This window comes from Hymenobacter sp. 15J16-1T3B (genome assembly GCF_020711235.1).
Classification (GTDB): domain Bacteria; phylum Bacteroidota; class Bacteroidia; order Cytophagales; family Hymenobacteraceae; genus Solirubrum.
The window spans coordinates 22,728-45,063 of record NZ_JAJFAV010000013.1 but is presented as its reverse complement, the minus strand read 5'-3'; the positions used below and the strand labels follow the sequence as shown (position 1 = coordinate 45,063).

The following is a 22,336-nucleotide window of genomic DNA, read 5'->3' as shown; positions in this document are numbered from 1 at the left end:
GAGGAAATCGTTGCCTTCCTGTTGCAGCTCGGAAAAGCGCTGATTTCCTCGGGGGCAACCATTCACTCACCAAGGGCCCCTAATCTCGTAGCAGTCAGAGAGTAGATGCGAACAAGCCAAACAAGGGTTGCTTACGAAGCGTGCCGAGTAAGGATGCATCCCAATATAGGGATAAGTTAGCTTGGTAAGCTATTGGAACGGAAGCTTTTTGTCGCAGTAGCTTATTCTACGCGCCGCACGCGCGAGGCGCCCGATTTTTGGTTGCGCACGTTGGTGGGGCTGCCGTTGTAGTCGACCTGGCTGGCGCCCGAGAGGTCGGTGCGCAGTTCATTTTCCACGTTCAGGCGGGCCTTGCTGGCCCCGCTCAGCTCCACGTCGGCGCTTTGCACGGGGAAGTTGGCGGCCTGTACTTGGCACACGCCCGAGCCGTCGATGTCGAGGCGGTCGGCGCGGCCTTTGAGGTTGGTGCGGCAGGCCCCGCCCATGTCCAGGGCCAGGCGGCGCACGGTACCCTCGAAGGAGAGGTGGCTGGCGCCCGACTGGTCGACGCTCAGATCATCCGAGTTGTCGAAGCCGGTGACTTTGGCTTGCACGGCGCCGCTCAGGTTGAGCTGCTTCAGGGTGGGCATTTCCACCACCAGCAGCACGCGGTTGCGGGCGTCGTTGCGGGAACCGAAGTTGAAGAAGCCGCGGTGGTTGGGGCGCAGGTGCAGCTCGTCGCCGGGGCTTTCGGCGTCCAGCTCGCGCAGGGCGCGCTCCGAGCCGTAAGCCTTCACGCTGTAGGTATCGGCGCGGCGAATCACCACGCGGTAGGCGCCGGACACGGCCACGTCGTCGAAGTCGGTAAAGGAAAAGCTTTGCTGCTCGGAGCCGTAGTCGCCGGGCTCGGTGGAAAAGTTCACGTCGCCGTCGTAGTCCACCGACACGCGCACGTCATCATCGTTGTCGGTGTCGACGTGCACCCGCATGTCGCCCACGTGCACGTCGTCGCCGCTGTAGTCCTCGTCCTCGTGGTCCTCGGGAATGTCGCCGGGGGCGCAATCGAGGCAGCGCAGCTGGCGGCCTACCAGTTCGTAGGTGTGCTGGCCGGGCTCGTTGGGGCGGTGGCCGTTGACGAAGTTGTCGTCGTCGAGCATGCGCTCAAAGTCGCGGGAGAGGCGGATGCGCTTGTTGCGCGGGATGCGCAGCGTCAGGTTCAGTTCCTGCCCGCGGAAGATGGCGCCGGGCTTGAAGGTGAAGCGGTCATCGAGCAGCACGGTGGTGTCGCGCACCACGGCGCGGTAGCCCATGCTGGTGCGGGCCAGGGCAGCGCCGATGGCTTCGGTGCGGCCGTGGGCCGAGTAGTCTTCGACCAGCGTGATGGTGTTGCCGCTGTCGGCGGCGGCCAGGGTCAGGTCGGGGCGCATGTCCCAGCCGTCGTAGTCGAAGGTGCGGGTGTCGAGGGTCACCACCGGGTTAGCAATGGTGCCTAGGTTGCGGGTGGCGGTGAAGTAGCCTTCCTCTTGGAATTCCTGCGAGTAGCGCACCCCGCCCATGATGGAGCCCACGATGCCCAGCATCCAGAGGCCCAGCAGCACCAGCGTGAGGGTGCGGCCCAGCAGCCAGCGGCGCACGATGAGGCCCACGCCCGAGAAGAGCAGCAACAGCACCGGTACGCCGGCGGCCAGGAAGCCGCTCACCACGAACCACCACGGTACCCCGGCCAGCACGGTGTAGGCCGGCGCGTCGCCCAGGTGAATGTTTTGCGACTCGGGCAGCAAGCCCAGCGCTACGCCGACCAGCACGAGCAGGCCCATCAGCAGCGCGAAGCCCGTCAGCAGGAACATCAGGCCCACGAAGATGCGCGCCACGGTCCCCAAGGCTTTGACAATGGGGCGCACGGCCCGAGCTACCTCTTCCAGAAAGGCGCCCACCGGGCGGTTGGCGGGCTGCGCGGGGTTGCGCAGACTGTTTTCCAGGCCCGAGAGGGTCACGGCCTGCCCGCGCATCTGCGCTTTTTGGCTGAGCGTGAGGGCCGGGGGGACGACCATCCAGAGGATGAGGTAGAGCAGCAAGCCGCTGCCGCCGAAGAGTACCAGCAGCACGAACACGATGCGCACAATGGCTACCTCAATGCCCAGGTAATGGGCCAGGCCGCTGGCCACCCCGCCGATGGAGCCGTTGTCGGTGTCGCGGTACAGTTTGCGCGTCACGTCGTCGTCGGGCATCGGGCTGTCGTTGTCGTAGCGCTTGGGCAAGGAAATCCAGAGCACCACGTAGGTCAGGATGCTGATGGCCGGCAGCGCGCCCACGAAGTCCCCGACGATGGGGGAGAGCAAGGTCAGCACGAAGGCTAGGCGAATCCAGAGCGGGTTCACGTTGAAGTAGCGGGCCAGACCGGCGGCCACCCCGGCCATGCGGCGGTTGCTCATGTCGCGGTAGAGGCGGCGGGGCTCGTCGACGACGGGCGGCACGGTGCCGGTGGCGGGGCGGGCGGTGCTGGTGGCGCCGGCGTAGGCCTGCTGCTGACCGCCCAGGGGCTGGCCGTAGCTGGCGGTGTCGGCCACGTCGTCGTCCTCGTCGAGCGAACCGTCGTTTTGGAAGTCCTGCACCCGGCCCATCTTGCTCATCATGGCCTCCACGTCCTCGAAGGTGATGACCTGCTTGGTGGCGGAGGTGCGGGCGGCGAAGATTTCGGCGATACGGCCCTCGATGTCGGCTACGATTTCTTCGTGGCCGCGGAAGGTGTTGAAGTGCGCCTTCACGTCCTGCAAGTAGCGTTGGAGGACTTCGTAACCATCTTCCTCGATGTGGAAGATGAGGCCCTGCAGGTTGATGCTGATATTCTTTTTCATCGCAGTGCTGCAACTAAAGCGGTGGCTAGATAAGCGCGTCTTCGTCGGAGGACGGCGCGGGCGCGGGCGGCGGGTAGGCGGCCGGGGCGGCCGGCACAGCGCCCTGGGGTTTGTTGCGGATGATCTGCAGGGAATCTTCGATTTCCTCCCAGGTCAGGCGCAGCTCGTGCAGGAAGTCCTGCCCCACCGGCGTGAGGGTATAGTACTTGCGGGGCGGGCCGCTGCTCGATTCCTTCCAGGTATAATCGAGTAGGCCGGCATTTTTGAGGCGGGTGAGCAGGGGGTAAAGCGTCCCCTCCACCACGATCATACGGGCTTGGGTTAGCTCCTCCAGCATGTCGGAGGCATACACCTCGCCCCGCGCAATGATTTCCAGAATGCAGAACTCTAGGATGCCTTTCCGCATCTGCACTTGGGTGTTTTCGACTTTCATGGGCTTGCGGGCGGTAGTCGGTGAAGAATGGTACAAATATAAAAGCAGGTACTTTGTAAAGCAAGGTACTTGGTTAGAATAATTTTGGTTGCACGATATCGTCGAAATGGCAACCGGGCTAAAAGCTTGATTGAGAGGCCGGCGCCGCGAATACTTACTCGGTGCCTCACCCGATCATGTGAGGGGAAGAAGGTGCCGCGCCGCGGTTAAGCAAGAAATTATCGGAATAGGGCAACCAATCCGGCGGTTTCACGGTCAGCCAATTCGGTCGGGTACATTTGCCCCGGGCCGCCGCACTATTAATAAGTAACTTGCGTTGTGAAGCCTGCTTACAACGCCCGGCTTCTACTTCATTACTCTATGCCACACTTTTTCCGCCGCAGTATCCTCGCCTTCTCGACGGTTTCCTTGGTAGGGACTGGTGCCGCGCTGGCCCAGACCACCACGCCCACCAGAGACAACACGCCGAAGTATAGCAACGACTTCCTCTCCATCGGGGTAGGGGGGCGCGCCCTGGCCATGGGTGGTACCCAAGTAAGCCTGGCGCAGGATGCCACCGCCGGTTACTGGAACCCGGCCGGCTTGGTCGGCCAAAAAACCAAGTACGACGCGGTGCTGATGCACTCCGAGTTGTTTTCGGGCATCGTGAAGAATGACTACGCGGCCTTTTCCATGCCGCTGGACGAGCGCAGCGCCATCGGGGCCAGCATTATCCGCGTCGGCGTCGACGACATTCCCGACACGCGGGCGCTGGTCAACGAGTACAACCAGATCAGCTACGACCGGATTACCTACTTCTCGGTGGCCGACTACGGCCTGCTGCTCTCGTACGCGCGCAAGCTGGAAGCCATTGAGGGCCTGAGCATCGGCGCCAACGCCAAAATTATCTACCGCAACGTGGGCGACTACGCCAACGCCTGGGGCTTCGGCGTGGACGCAGGCGCGCAGTACCAGCGCGGCAACTGGCGCCTGGCTCTGATGGCCCGCGACATCACCACCACGTTCAACGCCTGGTCGATGAACACGGACAAGTTCAAGCCCACGCAGGATACGCTGGATTTTATTCCCAAGAACAGCACCGAAATTACCCTGCCGCGCTTTGTGCTCGGGGTGAGCCGCTCGTTCAAGCTGCCCGCCGACCTGACCGCCGTGGCCGCCCTCGACCTGGAAATGACCACCGACGGCAAGCGCAATACGCCCGTGTCGAGTGACTTCGTGAGCATTGCCCCGCACGTGGGCGCCGAAATCGGCTACAAGAACCTGCTGTTCCTGCGCGGTGGGGCCACCAACGTGCAAAAAATCAAATCCTTCAGCGGCCAGGAAGAGTGGAAGGTGCAACCCACGCTGGGCGTGGGCGTGGCCCTGAGCGGCCTGCGCCTCGATTTGGCCTTGTCGCGCCTGGCCATCGAGCGGCTAGGCGCCAGCTCCCAGGCCAACTCCATCATGGTGTCGTTGGGCTACGGCTTTAAATAAGGGGAGAAGGAACGGAAGATGGCCCGGCGACGTACTGGCTTCGCATCTAGCAATTTGACTATGACTCAACGATATACCCGGCTACTGACTCGCTGCCTGGGGTTGCTGCTGGCTTTGGTGGCCAGCGGGGTGGTTGCGCGGGCCCAATCGGGGCCGTACGGCAACGAATGGATAGTGCCTACGCAGACCTACTACAAAATCAAAGTCACGCAGGACGGCATCTACCGCCTCGATTACACCTACCTCACGCAGGCGGGCCTGAGCGGGGCCGTCAACCCGCAGCGCCTGCAGCTGTGGCGGCGCGGGCAACAGGTGGCGCGCTACATCGGCGGCAACCGCACCCAGCTCGACGCCACGACCTACGTGGAGTTTTTCGGGCAGCGCAACGATGGCAAGCTCGACCGCGACATGTACCTGGCGGCCAGCCACCAGCCCCACCAGCTCTACAGCCTGTTTACCGACACGGCGGCGTATTTCCTGACGGTGTCGGCCACAGCCAACGGCCGCGACATGGCCGAAAACACCTCGGCGGCCGGCACCGTGCACGCCAACTGGCTGCAGCAGAACCTGATTCTGGACAACGGCGACTACAACTACGGCCAGACCGACCAGCAAGTAGCCTTTCTACCCTGGGCCGATACCGGCGAAGGGTTTTTGGGGGGAGCAGTCGGGGAAACCCGGCCGCCCTACGTGCTGACGGGGTTTGCTTACGGCACCCAAACCATGTCGCGGCTTGCCCCCGGCGGCGCGCAGGCCTGGCTCGATTACGTGGTGGTGGGCGCGTATCCCAACCCCCACAGCACGGTGGTATCGGTGCTGCCCGGCGGCACCGGAGCGCCGCGGGTGCTCGGCGTGCTCAACTACGGCAGCTACGATGTGCTGCGCACTCGCCTGGCACTGCAGCGCAGCGACTTCGGCACCACCAACAGCCTGCGCATCCGCCAGGAAGTGGCCGCGCCGGTCAACCCGCCCACCGACAAATTCCGGGTCGGGTATGCCCGGGTGATGTACCCGCAGACGGCCCACTGGAAGGCCGGGCGCCAGTATTTCCAGTTCTGGAACGACTCCACCCTCGCCGGCGGGGCCTACTACGAGCTGGATAGCATCCCGGCCACGGTGTACGGCTACAACGTGGCCGACCCCTACAACGTGCAGCGCGTGAGCAGCGCCAGCCTCTCGGCCACGCGGCGCGGCTTCAGCTTCCCGGGCACCGTCGGGCGCATGCGCGCGTTGGTGCTGGCCGACGCTGCCCAGCCGCTGGCCCCGGCGGCCGCGCAGGCCATGCGCTTCCGCTCCATCAACGCTGCCAGCCACAACTTCATCATCGTATCGAATGCGGCCCTGATGCGCCGCACCGGCACCGGCCAGGTGAACCCGGTGCGCGAGTACGCCACCTACCGCGCCTCCGCGGCCGGCGGCCGCCACGATACGCTGGTGGTGACCTCCGACCAACTCTACGACCAGTTTCACTACGGCGAACGGTCGCCGCTGGCCATCAAGCATTTCGCCAATTACCTGCTGGCCTCGCCGCGGGCCAACCGCTACCTGCTGCTGCTGGGCAAGGGTGTGCTCATCACCGAGTCGGCGGGCGGCTTCTACCGGCAGACCTCGGCGGCCAACCGCGCCGTGTGGCCCGATTTGGTGCCCACCAGCACCCGCGGGGCCTCCGACATCTTCTTTACCGCCGACTGGCAAAACGGCTCGTACGTGCCGCGCATCCCGACGGGGCGCATTCCGGCCGTGACGAGCCAGCAGGTGCTCAATTACCTCGACAAGCTCAAGCAGTACGAGGCACTGGGCGCCGAACCCTGGCGCAAAAACATCCTGCACATGGCCGGCGGCCACGACGCCAGCGAGTTTACGCGCTTCCAGTCGTTTTTGCGGGGCTACCAGCGCAAGGCGGAAATGCCCTTCTTCGGGGCCAACGTGGAAAACATCTACAATACCACGCCGCTGGTCAATGGCGGGGTGGTTTCCGTGGACATTACCCCGCAGCTGCGCAAGGGCCTGAGCCTGATTACCTACTTCGGCCACGGCTCCACCAACTACCTGGACCTGCTGCCCACGTCCATCAACGACCCGGGCAGCAACTACCCCAGCGGCGGCGGCAAGTACCCGGTGTTCTACGTCAACGGCTGCGCGGCCGGCAACACCTACACCACCGGCGGCTCCATTGCCGAGGACTGGCTGCTGATTGCCAACAAGGGCATTATCGGCTTCCTGGCCGACTCGGATTTCGGGCTGGAAAACGACCAGGACCGCTTCTGCAACCAGATGTACTCGGCGCTCTTCAACGAGCCCAACTGGTACGGCAAATCCGTGGCGGCGGTGCAGGCCGAGGTGGCGCGGCGCATGTCGCTGACCATCCCGCCCGCAGCCGACAACCAGGGGCGGCGCTACTACCTCTCGCTGCTGATGAACCTGACGTGGCAGGGCGACCCGGCGCTGAGCTTGTTTGCCCCCGAAAAGCCCGACTACAAGTTCACCCCGAACGCCACGGCCGCCCGCGTCGACGATGGGGCCGGGCCGGTGCTGGCGAACATGCCCACCTTCCGGCTGAAGCTGCAGCTCAGCAACCCCGGCAAAATCGTCACCGACTCGGTGCGCATCACCGTGGAGCGCACCCTGAACGGCACGCCCCTGCCCGGCAAGGTGGAGAAGCTGCACTACTACCTGCGCGACACCACCGTGTACATTTCGATGACCAACCCGGCGGGCACGTCGGTGCTCGGCTCCAACACCTTCACGGTGCGGCTGGACAACCCGAACGTCATCGACGAGCTGGACGAGACCAACAACTCGACCACCTTCACCTACAACTTCTTGAACGGGGGCGTGACCTTGCTGCAGCCCACCGAATTTGCCATCGTCAACCGGGCCACCGTGCGCCTGGTCGGCCAAAGCAACCTGCCGCAGCTCCAGCCCATCAACTATGAGTTCGAGCTGGACACGATTCCGACGTTTACCTCCGCGTTCCGGCGGCAGTCGGGCCCCGTGTCGGGCCGCGACATTGCCAGCTGGACCACCACGCTGCCCACGGCCGGCCGCGACTCGCTGGTGTACTACTGGCGCTTCCGCTTCTCGCCGGCCACCGCTCCGGCCGGGCTCGACGTGACCTGGGCCAACAGCTCGTTCCGCTTCATCAACGGCAGCCCGGGCGGCTGGTCGCAGAGCCACTACGGGCAGATGGCCCGCAACGAGAAAAGCCGGGTAACGCAGTCGGCGCCGAGCGGGCGCTGGGAGTTTGACGCACGGACCCGAACTGTGCAGCTGTCGACCAAAGGCGCCCCCGACGCCAACCCGACCTTCCAGCTCTCCAACGGCATCATCGTCGACAACCAGCCGGTGCGCGTGGACAACTGCGGCGTGTACAACGGCGTGACGGTTCGCTCGCCCAACATCATGGTGGCCGTGTTCGAAGGCCGTAACCTGCGGCAGCTCAACAGCCTGCCCGGGGGCGCGTACAGCACCTGCGGCGCCGTGGGGTCGATTACCTACTTCCACTTCGCCAGCACCTACGACCGCAGCCTCGACAGCCTGACCGACAACATCAACACCGCCCGGCGGCAGGGCCAGCTGCTGCAGCTGCTGCGCAACGTGCCCAACGGGGCCTACGTGGCGCTGCTGACCATCAACAAGGTCAACTACAGCTCCTTCAGCCCGGCCCTGAAAGCCGAACTGCAGGCCCTGGGCTCCCAGCTCATTGGCTCGGCCCAGGACGGCGACCCGCTGGCCATGGTGCTGCACAAAGGCTTCCCCGCCGACCGCCGCGAAGTCACGTTCTCGCCCAGCAACCCCATCCCGCGCAACGAGCAGGCCATCAGCCTGGCCGATACCCTGCGCACCCGCGAAGGGTCGGGCACGGTCACGAGCACGCTCATCGGGCCGGCCCAGCGCTGGCAGACGCTCTTCCACACCGTGAAGCTGCCCGAGCCGCTGGCCGACAGCGACACGCTGAACCTGATCGGCTACACCCGCAACAACACCCGCGTGGTGCTGCGGCGCAACGTGCAGCCCCGCAACGGGATTTACTCGTTGACCAACGTCGACGCCAACACCTACCCGTACCTGCAGCTGCAAATGGTGCTGCGCGACACCACCAACCGCACGGCCCCGCAGCTGAAGCAGTGGCTGGTGACCTACCAGGGCGTGCCCGAAGGGGTGGTGCGCCGCGACCATCCCAGCATTCCGAACGGGGCCTACGACGCCGCTACGCTGAGCGCGGCGGCGGCCAGCACGGGCATGCTGAACATCCCGGTGTACTTCGAGAACGTGTCGCCGATCAGTTTCTCGGCGTTGACGCGGGCCAAGGCCATCGTGACGGAAACTAGCAGCGGCCGGCCCGATACCGTGTCCATCCGCGCCAGCCGGGTAGCGGGCTTCTCGCGGCGCCCCGGGGCTGACTCCACGGCCGTCTACAACTTCCGCCTGAACGTATCGGCGGTCCGGGGCGCGGCCACCATCCGCATCATCGCCAACTCGCAGGAATTGCCGGAGCAGGTGTACTACAACAACGAGCTGAACCTGAGCTTCACGGCCCCCAACATCACCGTGCCGCCGGTGCTCGACGTGGCCTTCGACGGCACCCACATCCTCAACGGCGACATCGTCTCGCCGAACCCGGAGGTGCTGGTGGAGGTGCGCTACGAAGACAAGCGCCGCCCGCTGACCGACCCGAGCAAGGTGCAGTTGCTGCTCACCCGCCCCGGTAGTACGGTGCCCGAAACCGTGCCGATGACCAACAGCGCGCTGGTTCGCCTCGTGAACGACTCCACCGCTGGGCGCACCCGCGTGTACTACACGCCCGGGACCCTGCCCGATGGGGTGTACCGGCTGGAGGTGCAGGCCAAGGACATGGGCGACAACGCGGCGGCGGCGCAGCGCTACGGGGTCACCTTCGAGGTGGTGAACAAAACCAGCATCACCCACGTGTTTCCCTACCCGAACCCCATCACGAGCACGGCGCGCTTCGTGTTCACGCTCACCGGCTCGACGCCGCCGCGCAACCTGAAGATCCAGATCCTGACCGTGTCGGGCAAGGTGGTGCGCGAAATCCTGCAGAACGAGCTGGGCCCCTTGCGCATCGGCAACAACGTGACCAGCTACGCCTGGGACGGCACGGACGAGTACGGCGCGCGCCTGGCCAACGGCACCTACCTCTACCGCGTGGTGCTCGACGACCCCGAGGGCCAGGTCGAGCACCGGCGCACCGCCGCCGACCGAGCCTTCCACAACGGCTGGGGCAAGCTCGTGCTGCTGCGCTAGCGCCCAAGACATACCCCGCAATACAAACCGGTGCTCTGGCTGACAGCTGGGGCACCGGTTTTTTGCGGTGCGGGGCCAGGTCAAAAGCGGTGAGCTTAAGTAAATTGTCACGCCGTTCGGGGTTGGTGAGCCAGCAGTCGGCTGGGCGCTGAGCAATTCAAAGGGCCGGTAAAGGGGCTCGGGGCCCCGGAATTATTGCAGTAGATAATTGTCACAGGTCGAATAAACGCATACCCGGTTTCATAGAATAGGTGATTATGACACAACGATTTACCAGGTGGGTGAGCTTCCTGACAGCCTTGCTGTGGCTGTTGGGCGCCACCCGATTGCAGGCGCAATCGAGCACGTACGGCAACGAGTGGATAGTGCCCACGCAGTCGTACTACAAAATCAAAATCACCAAGGACGGCATCTACCGCCTCGACCATACCTACCTCTCGCGTGCCGGTATCGGGGCGGGCACCAACCTGCAGCGGGTGCAGCTCTGGCGCCGGGGCCGCGAAGTAGCCCTCTACGGCGGCGGCAACCAGGGGCAGCTGGACCCGACCACCTACTTCGAGTTCTACGGCCAGCGCAACGACGGCAAGCTGGACCGCGGCATGTATAAGGAGCCCGGGGACCAGCCGCACCAGCTTTACAGTCTCTTCACCGATACCGCGGCGTATTTCCTGACCGTGTCGGCCACCACGGCCGGGCGGCGGATGACGGAAACGACCACGGCCGCCACGGGTACGGTGCACGCGAACTGGCTGCTGAACCGCCTAAAGCTGCTCACCAGCGAATACAACTACGGCCAAACCGACGGGCAGCAAGCCTACCTGAGCTGGGCCGACAAAGGAGAAGCCTTCCTGAGCCCGGACGTCAACGGCAGCACGACCATTACCGTCGATTCGCTGTTTCGCCGGGCCGCCACCGGGGCCCAGGCCTGGCTGGAAACGGTGCTGGTGGGCGCCCAAACGGGCACTCACAACACCATTATTTCCGCGCTGCCGGGCGGCAGCGGCACGCCCCGCATCCTGACCACGCCCCCCATCACCTACGCGCCCTACCAAAACCGCCGCGTGACGCTGCGGCTGCAACCCAGCGACTTCGGCAGCAACGGGCAGCTGGGCGTGCGGTTCGAGCGGGCCGGCACCGCCAACAACGACCAGTTTTGCGTCGGGTACGTGCGCATCGTGAGTCCGCAGGCGGCGCATTGGCCCAGCGGCAGCCGGGCGGTACACTTCTGGAACGACTCCACCCTGGCCGGCGCCGCTTACTACCAGCTCGACAGCATACCCGCCACCGTGGTGGGCTACGACGTAACCGACCCAGGCAACGTGCGCCGCACCTCGGGCGTGGCCTTGAGCGGGCAGCGCCGCGCCTACGGCTTTGCGACTGCCGTGGGCAGCACGCGCCAGCTGGTGCTGGCCGATGCGGCGCGCAGCCTGACGCCCATGCCCGCCCAGCGTGTCGGCTTCCGCGTGTTCAACCCCGCGCAGCCCAATTTCATCATCGTCACCAGCACGGCGCTGATGCAGCCGGCGGGCAGCACCCCCAACCCGGTGCGGGCCTACGCCAGCTACCGCGCCACGGCCGGGCCGGGCCACCCGGCCTACGATACGCTGGTGGTGACTTCCGAGCTGCTCTACGAACAGTTTCACTACGGCGAACGGTCGCCGCTGGCCGTGCGCCAATTTGCCCAGTACCTGCTCACGGCCCCCCGCACCGACCGGTATTTGCTGCTGCTGGGCCGGGGCATCTTCATCACCGAATCCAATCCCGCGTTGGGGCTGAACAGCCGGTACCGCCAAGCGCCGGCCAACGAGCGGGCGCTGTTCCCCGATCTGGTGCCCGCCAGCACCCGCGGCGCCTCCGACATCTTCTTTACGGCCGACTGGCAGAACAGCAACTACGTGCCGCGCATGTTTACCGGCCGGGTGCCGGCCCGCACACCCGCGCAAGTGGTGGCCTACCTGGAAAAGCTGCGCGACCATGAAGCGACCGGGACGGCGGCCTGGCGCAAAAACGTGCTGCATCTCGCCGGCGGGCACGACGCGAACGAACATCAGCTGTTCAGCAGCTACCTGCAGGCCTACGCCGACACGGCCCGCAAGCCGCTGTTCGGGGCCAACGTCACGACCCTGATCAACCCCGTCAACGGCCCCGGCAGCGCCAACATTGTGCCCCAGATCAACGCCGGGGTGGCCCTGATGACCTATTTCGGTCACGGCTCCGACGGCACCATCGACATGCAGCCGCCGTCCATCAAGCACCCCGGCAGCGGCTACGCGCAGGGCGGCAAGTACCCCGTGTTTATGGCGGCCGGCTGCGCAATCGGCCGCACCGCGTCCGCCGCCCTGGGCTCGTTGCCCGAAGACTGGATTCTGGCCGAGGGCAAAGGCGCCATTGGCTGGCTGGCCGAATCCGACCTGGACGATGCGCCCAACCTGGACACGTACATGAAGCTGGTGTACCGGGTGATGTTCCGCGAAGCGGCGTGGCACGGCAAGCCCATTCCGGCCATTCAGGCCGAGGTGCTGCGGCGGCTGCACACCATTCCGCGCTACAGCAGCATTCCGGCCAGCCTGACGGGCCAGGCCATGATGACCAACTTCACTTGGCACGGCGACCCGGCCGTGGGGCTGTTTTCGCCGGCCCTGCCCGATTACCAGTTCACCCCGGGCGTAGCGCCCATCAGCATCGAGGCCACCAGCGGCGGGCGGGTGCTGGCTTCCTCGCCGGGCTTCAACCTACGCCTGCGCCTGAGCAACTACGGCCGAATCGAGCCCGTGCGCAGCATCCGCATCACCGTGGACCGGACCGTGGTGGGCCCGAGCGGCAGCACCACGTTGCCGGTGCCCCCGGTTGTCATCCCGTATTTTCTGCGGGATACCGTACTGGTGGTGGCCCTGACTAACCCGTCCGCGGCGGCGGTGTTTGGCAACAACACGTTCACCGTCCGCATCGACAACCCCAACGTGATTCCGGAGCTGCTGGAAACCAACAACTCCGCCTCGCTGACCTACAACTTCCTCAACGGCGGCATCACCATTCTGAACCCTTCGCCTTACGCCATTGTGGGGCGGACGAATGTGCGGCTGGTGGGCCAGAGCAACACGCCGCAGCTCAACCCGCTCGCCTACGAATTTCAGCTGGATACCATTCCCTCGTTCGGGGCGCCGGTGGCCCGCGCCACGCTCAACGCCCTCGACGTAGCGTCCTGGACGCCCAACCTGCCCTTGCGCCCCAACGGCCGCGACTCGCTGGTGTACTACTGGCGCGTGCGCTTTGCGCCCGCCGGCGCGCCTTCCGGCCTCGATACCTCCTGGGTGCGCAGCTCGTTCCGTTTCATCAACGGGAGCCCGGGCGGCTGGTCGCAGAGCCACTACGGACAGATGGTGGACAATGCCAAGACGCAGGTGGCGCAGCAGGTGCCGAGCGGCCGCTGGGAGTTTGGCAACATCAACGTGCCGCTGCAGCTGCAAACGGTGGGCTCCAACAACGTCGACGTGGTGCGCCAGGCTACGTTTCTGCAGTCCTACGGCATCACCGTGAACGGCGCGCTGGTGTCGGCCGGCGGGTGCGGGCAGGCCGTGATACCGCCCACGGTGTCGCCGGCCAACATCATTGCCGCGGTGTTCGACCCGGTGAGCATCCGGCAGCTCGGCAACGTGCCGGGCGGCCCTTACCAGATGTGCGGCGAAGTCGGCAAGCCGTTTTACCACTTCGCCACCACCGATAACTGGGGGCCGACGCTGCAAACGGACAACATCAACAGCGCCCAGCGGCAGGCCCAACTGCTGACCTTCCTGCAAAACGTGCCGACCGGGGCGTACGTGGCGCTGGTGTCGATGAACCGGGTGGAATTCAGCTCCTTTCTGCCGGCGCTCAAAGCCCAGCTCGGCGCCATGGGCTCCCAGCTCATCAACACGGCGCAGGACGGTGACCCGCTGCTGCTGCTGCTGCGCAAAGGCTTCCCCGGGCAAACCCAGGAATCCACTTATTCGCCGGCCGACCCCACGCCCCGCTACGAGCAGATCATCACCCTGCACGCCACGCTCACCGGCCGCAACACCGCCGGCACCCTCACCAGCACCCGCATTGGGCCGGCCCAGCAGTGGCAGACGCTCTACCACACCATCAAACGCCCCGACGGGGCCGCGGCCGACCGCTACACGCTGCGCCTGGTGGGCTACGACGCCAGCAACGCGCGCACCGTACTCAACCCGAGCGTGACCAGCCCGTCCCTGTCGCTGGCCAGCGTCGATGCCCGGCAGTACCCGTACCTGGCGCTGGAACTCGAGTTGCGCGATACCGTCAACCTCACGCCCCCGCAGCTGAAGCAGTGGCTGGTGACCTACCAGGGCCTGCCCGAAGGCGTGGTGCGCCGCGACCATCCCAGCATTCCGGCCGGTGCTTACTCCGCCGCCACACTCAACGCGGCGGCCACCAGCACGGGGATGCTGAACGTGCCGGTGTACTTCGAAAACGTGGCGCCCACCGGCTTTGCCGATCTGGCGCGGGCCAAGGCCATCGTGACGGAAACCAGCAGCGGCCGGTCCGAAACGACCACGGTACAGGCCAGCCGGGTAGCGGGCTTCTCGCAGCGGCCCGGGGCCGATTCCACCGCCGTCTACAACTTCCGCCTGAACGTGACTTCGGTGCGCGGGCCGGCTACCATCCGCATTGTGGCCAACGAGCAGGAGCTGCCCGAGCAGGTGTACTACAACAACGAGCTGAACCTGAGCTTCACGGCCCCCGACTTCAACGTGCCGCCGGTGCTCGACGTGGCCTTCGACGGCATCCACATCCTCAACGGCGACATCGTTTCGCCCGCGCCGGAAGTCGCCGTCGACGTGAAGTACGAAGACAAGCGCCGTCCGCTGACCGACCCGAGCAAGGTGCAGCTGCTGCTCACCCGCCCCGGCAGCACCACCCCGGAAGTCGTGCCGATGACCAATAACTTGGCCATCCACTTGGTCAACGACGCGGCGGCCGGCCGCACCCGCGTGTATTACCTGCCCGATACCCAACTGGACGGCAAACGAGTGCCGCTTGCCGACGGGGTGTACAAGTTGGAGGTGCAGGCCAAGGACATGGGCGACAACGCGGCGGCGGCGCAGCGCTACGGGGTCACCTTCGAGGTGGTGAACAAAACCAGCATCACCCACGTGTTTCCCTACCCGAACCCCATCACGAGCACGGCGCGCTTCGTGTTCACGCTCACCGGCTCGACGCCGCCGCGCAACCTGAAGATCCAGATCCTGACCGTGTCGGGCAAGGTGGTGCGCGAAATCCTGCAGAGCGAGCTGGGCCCCTTGCGCATCGGCAACAACGTGACCAGCTACGCCTGGGACGGCACGGACGAGTACGGCGCGCGCCTGGCCAACGGCACCTACCTCTACCGCGTGGTGCTCGACGACCCCGAGGGCCAGGTCGAGCACCGGCGCACCGCCGCCGACCGAGCCTTCCACAACGGCTGGGGCAAGCTCGTGCTGCTGCGCTAGCGCCCAAGACATACCCCGCAAAAAAGCCCGGTTCAGCTGAACCGGGCTTTTTTGCGAAATAAGCGCGGGCAATTGGGCTTTAGCGGCGGCGCAGCGTCACGAAGCTGAAGGCGTAGGCGTGCTTGTCGTCGGGCTCGTGCCGTTCCCGGCTTTCCTCGCGCCAGGTTTCGGCCGGAAACTCGGGCAGCACCGCGTCGCCCGCGGGGGCGTGGTGCACCTCGGTCAGGTACACCGTGTCCACGGCGGGCAGGGCTTCGCGGTAGATTTCGGCCCCGCCGATAACGAAAACGTCCTCATCGGACTGCCGGGCCAGTTCCAGCGCGTCCAGTACCGACGGGGCCGTTTCCACGCCCTCGGCCCGCCAATCGGGCTGGCGCGTCACCACCACGTTGCGACGGTTGGGCAGGGGCCGGCCGATGCTGTCGTAGGTGCGGCGGCCCATCACCACCGGATGGCCGCTGGTGAGCTGCTTGAAGTGGCGCAAATCAGCCGGCAGGTGCCAGGGCAACTGGTTGTCGCGCCCGATAACGCCGTTGTCGGCCCGGGCTACTACGATGGCAATCATGCGGAAAAGCGAGGTGAAGTGGTGAGAAACGGCTGGTCGGCCGGGCTACGCAGTCAGCACAGCCGCGTTGAAGCCGCGCAGGAAATCGGCCACGGGCATGCGCTTTTTGCCTTCGAGCTGGATGTCGACCAGGTCGAGCTGCCCGTCGGGGGTTTGCACGCGCAGGTAGCTGCGGCCGTCGGTCAGCCAGCGGCCGGCGGGCGCGTCGGCGGTGGGGGCGCCGGGCAGGGCTTGGGCGCGGAACACTTTCAGGCCCCGGCCGTCGGGCAGCTGGGTAAAGGCCGTGGGCCAGGGCGAGAGGCCCCGCACCAGGTTGGCCAGCGCGGCGGCGGGCTGCTGAAAGTCGAGGCGGCCGGTTTCCTTTTGCAACTTGGGCGCGGGGCGCAGCTCGCCGCGCCCCGCGGGCTGCGGAATGCTCGGCGCCGTGCCGGCAGCAATGGCCTGCACCGTGCGCAACGCCAGGGCGGCGCCGGCGTGCTGCAGCTTTTCGTACACCGTGCCGAAGTCGTCGGCGGCCTCGATGGGCACCTCGTCCTGGAAAATCAGGTTGCCCGTGTCGATTTCGTGCTGCAGGAAAAACGAAGTAACGCCCGTCACCGCGTCGCCGTGGATGATGGCCCAGTTGATGGGCGCCGCGCCGCGGTACTGGGGCAGCAGGGAGGCGTGGATGTTGATGGAGCCCAGCCGCGGCATGCTCCACACGGCCTCGGGCAGCATCCGAAACGCCACAATCACCTGCAAGTCGGCCGCGTAGGCGCGTAGCTCCGCCTGAAACTCGGGCGCCTTGAGGTTGGTGGGCTGCAGTACCGGTAGGCCGTGCGCCACGGCCGCCTGCTTCACCGCCGATTCGGCCAGCTTCTGCCCGCGGCCCGCCGGCTTGTCCGCCGCCGTCACGACGGCCACGACCTGGCAGCCGGGCCAGGTGAGCAGGGCTTCCAGGGTGGGCACCGCAAACTCGGGCGTACCCATGAACACAATGCGGAGGGGGGCGGATTCGGGCATAATCAAGTCAGAAATGAGCGGGCAAAACTAGCTAGAAGCTACAATTGCGTGAAGCCAGCTCAGAGGGTAAGCCAGGAGGTATTGTCATATTCCGTAAAGTACACAGCCTCGCGACCAGTATCCAGTGGAATACGGATGACGTCGTTGGTGCCTTTGAAGTAGAGCGTCAAGCATTGCTGCTCCAGCAATTCAACGCGTTGCACTATTCGCGTGATGAACGAGCACAGTTCGTTCCGATAAGCAACATCGCCGAAGCTACAGATGCCTTGCGGCAGCAAGAAGGTGGGCCAAGCGTAGAGCGTCATCGTATCCCCATCGAATTGCAGCTGCAAGTAATCCTGCACGAACACAACTGCGCTTAGTTTACGGTCGGCTAAGATGTCAAGGACCTCGCTCATCAACGGCTTTACTTGAAGTCCGGGTACAGCAAATACTTCTTGCGCAGCTGCTTGTACTGGCTGAGCTTCGGCTCCCAGGCCGCGCGGATTTCCGGCTCCGGTTTACCGGCCACAATCATGTCGCGCACCGTGCGCGTGCCGGTCAGCTCTTCGAAGTACTTGCCGAAAAACTTATCCTTGGCCGTACTCTGCTGGTAATAGTCGATGAGGTACTTCAGCGTAAAGCCCACATCGTTGCCGGTCTGGCGCAAATCCTGGCCGTAGCACAGTTTGCCGTTCTGGGGCGGGGAGGTGGAGCCGGCGTTGGGGCGGGGCGTAAACGAGTAGGGCCGGGTGCTGGGCTGCGTGGGCGCGCCGATGACCTCGAAGGGCGTGTCGGTGCCGCGGCCTACGCTCACGTCGGTGCCCTCGAACAGGCACATGGTGGGGTAGAGCGACACGGCGTGCGGGTTGGGCAGGTTGGGGGAGGGGCGCACCGGCAGCTGGTAGCGGGTGCTGTGGGTGTAGCCCGCCACGGGAACCACCGTGAGCTGGCACTGCTTGCCGCCGGCCAGCCACTTCTCGCCGTTGATCATCTTGGCCAGCTCGCCCACCGTCAGCCCGTGCACCACGGGGATGGGGTGCATGCCCACGAACGACTTGTGCTGGGGCTCCATCACCGGCCCGTCGACGTACCAGCCGTTGGGGTTGGGCCGGTCGAGCACGATGACGGCCTTGCCCTGCTCGGCGGCGGCCTCCATCACGTAGTGCATGGTGCTGATGTAGGTGTAGAAGCGCGTGCCCACGTCCTGAATGTCGAAAATGAGCACGTCCACGTCCTGCAGCATCTCGGCGGTGGGCTTTTTGGTGGCCCCGTAGAGGCTGCGCACGGGCTTGCCGGTGCGCGCGTCCTTGCCGTCTTTGATGGTGGCCCCGTCGGCGGCTTCGCCGCGGAAGCCGTGCTCGGGCCCGAAAATGGCGGTGATGTTGACGCCCCGGCTTAGCAGCGTGTCGGGCAGCAGGGCCCGGCCCACGGTGGAGGTCTGGTTCACGACCACGCCCACACGCTTGCCCTTGAGCAGCGGCAGGTACTTGTCGAATTGGGCGGCCCCGACCTGCACCGGCGCGGCGGCCGGGGCGGAACTAGAAGCCGCGGCAGTTGAGGTGGTTACGGTTGAGGTCGGGGCTGGTGGCAACGTTGCCGGCTGCGGGCGCGTACAGCCCGCATCTTGCAGCAACAGCAGCGTGCCGAGCACGGGCAGGGCAAGGGAAATCATGGTTGTCATCCGAGAGGGTGGGAGATTCACAAAACTAGCCGGCTTCGCGTAGCTTTACGCCCAGTGAACGTTTCGCGGTACATATCCCAGAAGATTGCAGGCTCCGATTCGGGGTCGTTTACGTCGTCGGTTACCAAAATTGCCATCATCAGCATCGCGCTGGGCTTGGCCGTGATGGTCGTGTCGTTTGCCATTCTGGAAGGCTTCCGCAACGAAATCCAGGCCAAAATCTTCTCGTTCGGGGCGCACCTGACCGTCAGCAAGTACGACAACAACAACTCCCTGGAAGTGGAGCCCATCAACGGGCCCAAGCTCTCGGCGGAGATGCGCCGCTACCCGCAGGTGCTCAGCATGCAGCCCTTTGCCCGCAAAACGGCCATTATCAAGACCAAGGACGAGGTGATGGGCGTGGTGCTCAAGGGCATCGACGAGACGAACGGCCGCTCACCCATGCGCCAGAACCTGGTGGCGGGCCAGTTCCTGAGCTACCCCGACTCGGCCGCGTCCGACCAGGTGCTGATTTCGCGCAAGATGGCCGACAAGCTGCGCCTGAAAGTGGGCGACGAGGCCTTGTTCTACTTTATCCAAAACCCGCCGCGCATCCGCCGCTTCCACGTGGCCGGCATCTACCAAACCGGCCTCGACGAGTTCGACGAGGTGTACGTGATGGGCGACATTCGCCAGATCCGGGAGCTGAATGCTTGGCCCGACTCCTTGGTGGGCGGTTACGAAGTGGTGCTGCGCGACTTCCGCCAGCTCGACCCGACCTACGACAACATCCTCAACGCGCTGCCCTACGACCTGAAGCTGGACAAGATTACCGACCAGTACGCCCAGCTGTTCGACTGGCTGCAGCTGCTCAACCGCAACGTCATCATCTTCCTCATCCTGATCATCTTCGTGGCTACCTTCAACATGGTCGCGACGATTTTCATCATGATTTTGGAGCGCACCAATATGATCGGGGTGCTCAAGGCCCTGGGCGCCACCGACAACCAGATTCGCCGCATGTTTTTCTTCCGCGGCCTGAATCTAACGCTCAAAGGCATGCTCTGGGGCAACGTGGTGGCCCTGGGCTTCTGCGCCATTCAGTATTATTTCCACCCCATCCCGCTCGACCCCGAGAACTACTACATGGACCGGGTGCCGATTCACTGGGACGTGCAGGTTATCCTGCTCATCAACCTGGCCGTGTTCATCACTTCGCAATTGGCCGTGCTCATTCCGACCTACCTCATTGCCCGCATCAAGCCGGTGGTAGCCATCAAGTTCGACTAAATAGGTGCCTTGAAAACAACCCGCTAGGCCGTCATTGCGAGCGAAGCGCGGCAATTGTTCCTCTAGTGGCAAGACGAGCCAGCCGGCAGAAACTTAAAACAGCAGCGCCCGAAACCGGAAACTCCGGTTTCGGGCGCTGCTGTTTTCGGTCAGGAAGGATTGCGTCGGCGGTGCTACTAGCGGAACAATTGCCGCGCTTCGCTCGCAATGACTGCCAGCACTACCGTTAGAAGTAATAGCCGGCCGCCGACTAGCTCAGCCAGCGGCTCTGCAGCACTAGGTTGGGGTCGGGGCAGAGCGCGGCCCAGTAGTCCCGCTCCTCCGGCAAGGCCACGCCGGGGAAGTCGCCGCGGCGGCCCTGCAGGTCGGCCATGAGCTGAAAGTGCAGGTGCGGGGGCCAGTCGCCGTTTTCCGGCCAGGGCCCGACGGTAGCAAAGGCTTGGCCTTGCGCCAGCGGCCGCCCCTCGCGCAGCTCGGCTACTTCCCGGCGGCTGAGGTGGCCGTAGAGCGAGTAGAAAGTGACGCCTTCCAGCTCGTGCTGCAGGATAACGGTGGGGCCGTAGTCACCGAAGTTGTCGTTGTCGGCCAGGCTGTGCACGGTGGCAGGCAGCGGGGCCAGCACCGGCGTGCCGGCCGGCAGCCACACGTCGACGCCCAGGTGCAGGGAGCGGGCGGGCACAGCCGGGTCGCCGAACAGGCCGGGGCTGCGGCGGTAGATAACGCGGTTTTCGAGGTAGCCGCCCACGCCGATGCGGGCCTGCTCGGCCCGCAGCAGCTCGTGCACCAGCTGGTCGAAGGCGACGGTGTCGCGCAGGTCGGCCGCAGCGAGGCGCGGGTTGGCGGCGGTAAAATCGAGGCGGGCAACATCGGCCGCATTGAGGTCGACGGGCAGCACCGGGCCGAAATCGGCGGCGTGGCGGCGGAGCAGGGCGGAAAGGGGCGTTTCGGACACGGAAAGGACTAATGAAGTGGCAGCGCGGCGGCGCGAAGTTACTCGGCCAGCGCGGCTACCGGCGCGGGAGCAGGTACCGGCCCGGCGGCGGCCTGCTTGCGGTCCACCAAGCGGCTGACGCGGTACACCAGCAGCATGCACCCCACGAACACCACGCAGGCCATGTAGCCCAGCCAGTTGTAGTGCACCAGTGGGCTGTGGCTGGTGGCCTGCGTCACCACCAAGCCGGCACCCACGGCCGCCAGCCCGCCGCTCACCTGCTGCAGCGAGGCCGTCACGCTCATGTAGGCGCCGCGGTCCTGGGGCTCCGGCACGCTGGTGTTCAGGGCGGTAGCCGGCACCATGCGGCTCATGATGCCCATGAACATGACCACGTTCAAGGCCACTACCTGCCAGAGCGGCGTCGGGCCGATGTGGGTATAAATCAGCACCGTAATCAGGGCCAGCACCGAGCCCGCGGTGAACAGGTGAAACTTGCTGAACCGGTCGCTCAGGCGGCCGATGACGGGCATGATGAGCAGCGAGGCGCAGCCGGTGCACAGGTAAATCAGCGGGAGCTGCGCCGGCGGGATGTGCACGTTGTTGATCAGAAACGCGCTGCCGAAGGGCATGAGCAGAAAGCCGCCCACGGCCAGAAACGCTATGGCCAGAAAGCCCGTCTGGTAGCTGGGCGTGCTGACGGTGTGCCAGAGGTGGGCAAAGGCGTTGGTGCCCGTTTGCAGCCGCAGGTGCCCGTCGACGGGGCGCATGCGCAGCCACACGGCCGCGCCAATCACCAACGCAAGGCCCACAATCAGCAGAAAAGGCGCGTGCCAGTCCCAGCGGTTGGCCAGGTACAGGCTCAGCGGAATGCCCAGCACTTGGCTGGCGGCAAAAGCCATCTGCACCACGCCCATCACCCGCCCGCGCTGGTGCACGGCAAACTCGTCGGCGATGATGGCCAGGGAGATTGAGCCGATGACGCCGCCAAACAGCCCCGCCACCACCCGCGCGGCCAGCAGCAGTGGGTAGCTCGTGGCCAAGCCGCAGCCCAGCGTGCCGAGGGTGAAGCCGGCGTAGAAGAATAGCAGGAGCTTTTTGCGGTCGAAGCGGTCGGCAAAGCCCGCCGTGAGCAGGCCGGCCGCCCCCGCGCTGAACGCGTAGGCCGATACCACCAGGCTGAAGCGGGCGGGCGCAATCTGCAGGGACTTCATCAGCGCGTCGCCCAGCGGCGACAACACCATGAAGTCGAGAATAACCGTGAACTGCAGCAGGGCCAGCACGGCAATCAGGAATTTTTGGTAGCCGGTGAAGGCCGGGGGCGGGGCGGAAAGGTGCTCCATAGACGTAGCTCGGTAAGGCGGGCAGGGGCAAGGGGGCTTCGGGGTCGACGCAGCCGGCGGGAAAATACT

At 65.2% G+C, this 22,336-nt stretch carries 12 protein-coding genes; 4 read left to right on the top strand and 8 right to left on the bottom strand.

What is annotated here, in order from left to right; all coding sequences use genetic code 11:
• Nucleotides 1–221: 221 nt before the first annotated feature.
• Together LJ737_RS19610 and LJ737_RS19605 are read right to left on the bottom strand one after the other, a co-directional pair.
• Nucleotides 222–2,834, bottom strand: coding sequence for a PspC domain-containing protein (locus LJ737_RS19610; RefSeq protein ID WP_227768449.1), 2,613 nt, complete (start codon nucleotides 2,832–2,834; stop codon nucleotides 222–224).
• A 25-nt stretch (nucleotides 2,835–2,859) separates the two neighbouring features.
• Nucleotides 2,860–3,267 carry a PadR family transcriptional regulator gene (locus LJ737_RS19605; protein WP_227768448.1) on the bottom strand — a complete coding sequence of 136 codons (408 nt, stop codon included), beginning with the start codon at nucleotides 3,265–3,267 and terminating at the stop codon, nucleotides 2,860–2,862.
• Between the two features lie 360 nt (nucleotides 3,268–3,627).
• On the opposite strand from LJ737_RS19605, the gene LJ737_RS19600 reads away from it, so the two are divergent.
• From LJ737_RS19600 to porU2 (LJ737_RS19590), 3 genes are all read left to right on the top strand, one after another.
• On the top strand, nucleotides 3,628–4,740 hold the full coding sequence (locus LJ737_RS19600; RefSeq protein ID WP_227768447.1) for a putative type IX sorting system protein PorV2: 1,113 nt from the start codon (nucleotides 3,628–3,630) through the stop codon (nucleotides 4,738–4,740).
• A 60-nt stretch (nucleotides 4,741–4,800) separates the two neighbouring features.
• Entirely contained in the window at nucleotides 4,801–10,005 is a 5,205-nt protein-coding gene (gene porU2 / locus LJ737_RS19595) for a putative type IX secretion system sortase PorU2 (protein WP_227768446.1), read from the top strand.
• 257 nt (nucleotides 10,006–10,262) lie between these two features.
• Nucleotides 10,263–15,494, top strand: coding sequence for a putative type IX secretion system sortase PorU2 (gene porU2 / locus LJ737_RS19590; protein ID WP_227768445.1), 5,232 nt, complete (start codon nucleotides 10,263–10,265; stop codon nucleotides 15,492–15,494).
• A gap of 79 nt (nucleotides 15,495–15,573) precedes the next feature.
• Here the strand turns inward: porU2 (LJ737_RS19590) and LJ737_RS19585 are convergent, their stop codons facing one another.
• The 4 genes from LJ737_RS19585 to LJ737_RS19570 are packed head-to-tail and all read right to left on the bottom strand — an operon-like array spanning nucleotide 15,574 to nucleotide 18,715.
• Nucleotides 15,574–16,059 (bottom strand): dihydrofolate reductase, encoded by a 486-nt coding sequence (locus LJ737_RS19585; protein ID WP_227768444.1) that lies wholly within the window; start codon nucleotides 16,057–16,059, stop codon nucleotides 15,574–15,576.
• A gap of 45 nt (nucleotides 16,060–16,104) precedes the next feature.
• The gene (gene fmt, locus LJ737_RS19580; protein ID WP_227768443.1) at nucleotides 16,105–17,061 is read right to left on the bottom strand and encodes a methionyl-tRNA formyltransferase; all 957 of its coding nucleotides are present in this window, start codon (nucleotides 17,059–17,061) and stop codon (nucleotides 16,105–16,107) included.
• A gap of 59 nt (nucleotides 17,062–17,120) precedes the next feature.
• On the bottom strand, nucleotides 17,121–17,459 hold the full coding sequence (locus LJ737_RS19575; RefSeq protein WP_227768442.1) for a hypothetical protein: 339 nt from the start codon (nucleotides 17,457–17,459) through the stop codon (nucleotides 17,121–17,123).
• Nucleotides 17,460–17,467: 8 nt separating this feature from the next.
• On the bottom strand, nucleotides 17,468–18,715 hold the full coding sequence (locus LJ737_RS19570; protein ID WP_227768441.1) for an exo-beta-N-acetylmuramidase NamZ family protein: 1,248 nt from the start codon (nucleotides 18,713–18,715) through the stop codon (nucleotides 17,468–17,470).
• A 63-nt stretch (nucleotides 18,716–18,778) separates the two neighbouring features.
• Here LJ737_RS19570 and LJ737_RS19565 point away from each other — a divergent pair, with 63 nt between their 5' ends.
• Nucleotides 18,779–19,993 carry an ABC transporter permease gene (locus tag LJ737_RS19565; RefSeq protein WP_227768440.1) on the top strand — a complete coding sequence of 405 codons (1,215 nt, stop codon included), beginning with the start codon at nucleotides 18,779–18,781 and terminating at the stop codon, nucleotides 19,991–19,993.
• Between the two features lie 250 nt (nucleotides 19,994–20,243).
• Here the strand turns inward: LJ737_RS19565 and LJ737_RS19560 are convergent, their stop codons facing one another.
• Both LJ737_RS19560 and LJ737_RS19555 read right to left on the bottom strand, forming a co-directional pair.
• Complete coding sequence (locus LJ737_RS19560; protein ID WP_227768439.1) at nucleotides 20,244–20,945, bottom strand: peptidoglycan DD-metalloendopeptidase family protein; 702 nt, start codon at nucleotides 20,943–20,945, stop codon at nucleotides 20,244–20,246.
• A gap of 38 nt (nucleotides 20,946–20,983) precedes the next feature.
• Nucleotides 20,984–22,267 (bottom strand): MFS transporter, encoded by a 1,284-nt coding sequence (locus tag LJ737_RS19555; protein ID WP_227768438.1) that lies wholly within the window; start codon nucleotides 22,265–22,267, stop codon nucleotides 20,984–20,986.
• Nucleotides 22,268–22,336: the final 69 nt, after the last annotated feature.

Excerpts from the sequence above, each read along its gene's own strand:
- LJ737_RS19610 (WP_227768449.1), bottom strand. The coding sequence starts at position 2,834 with ATGAAAAAGAATATCAGCATCAACCTGCAGGGCCTCATCTTCCACATC.
- LJ737_RS19605 (WP_227768448.1), bottom strand. The coding sequence starts at position 3,267 with ATGAAAGTCGAAAACACCCAAGTGCAGATGCGGAAAGGCATCCTAGAG.
- LJ737_RS19600 (WP_227768447.1), top strand. The coding sequence starts at position 3,628 with ATGCCACACTTTTTCCGCCGCAGTATCCTCGCCTTCTCGACGGTTTCC.
- porU2 (WP_227768446.1), top strand. The coding sequence starts at position 4,801 with ATGACTCAACGATATACCCGGCTACTGACTCGCTGCCTGGGGTTGCTG.
- porU2 (WP_227768445.1), top strand. The coding sequence starts at position 10,263 with ATGACACAACGATTTACCAGGTGGGTGAGCTTCCTGACAGCCTTGCTG.
- LJ737_RS19585 (WP_227768444.1), bottom strand. The coding sequence starts at position 16,059 with ATGATTGCCATCGTAGTAGCCCGGGCCGACAACGGCGTTATCGGGCGC.
- fmt (WP_227768443.1), bottom strand. The coding sequence starts at position 17,061 with ATGCCCGAATCCGCCCCCCTCCGCATTGTGTTCATGGGTACGCCCGAG.
- LJ737_RS19575 (WP_227768442.1), bottom strand. The coding sequence starts at position 17,459 with ATGAGCGAGGTCCTTGACATCTTAGCCGACCGTAAACTAAGCGCAGTT.
- LJ737_RS19570 (WP_227768441.1), bottom strand. The coding sequence starts at position 18,715 with ATGATTTCCCTTGCCCTGCCCGTGCTCGGCACGCTGCTGTTGCTGCAA.
- LJ737_RS19555 (WP_227768438.1), bottom strand. The coding sequence starts at position 22,267 with ATGGAGCACCTTTCCGCCCCGCCCCCGGCCTTCACCGGCTACCAAAAA.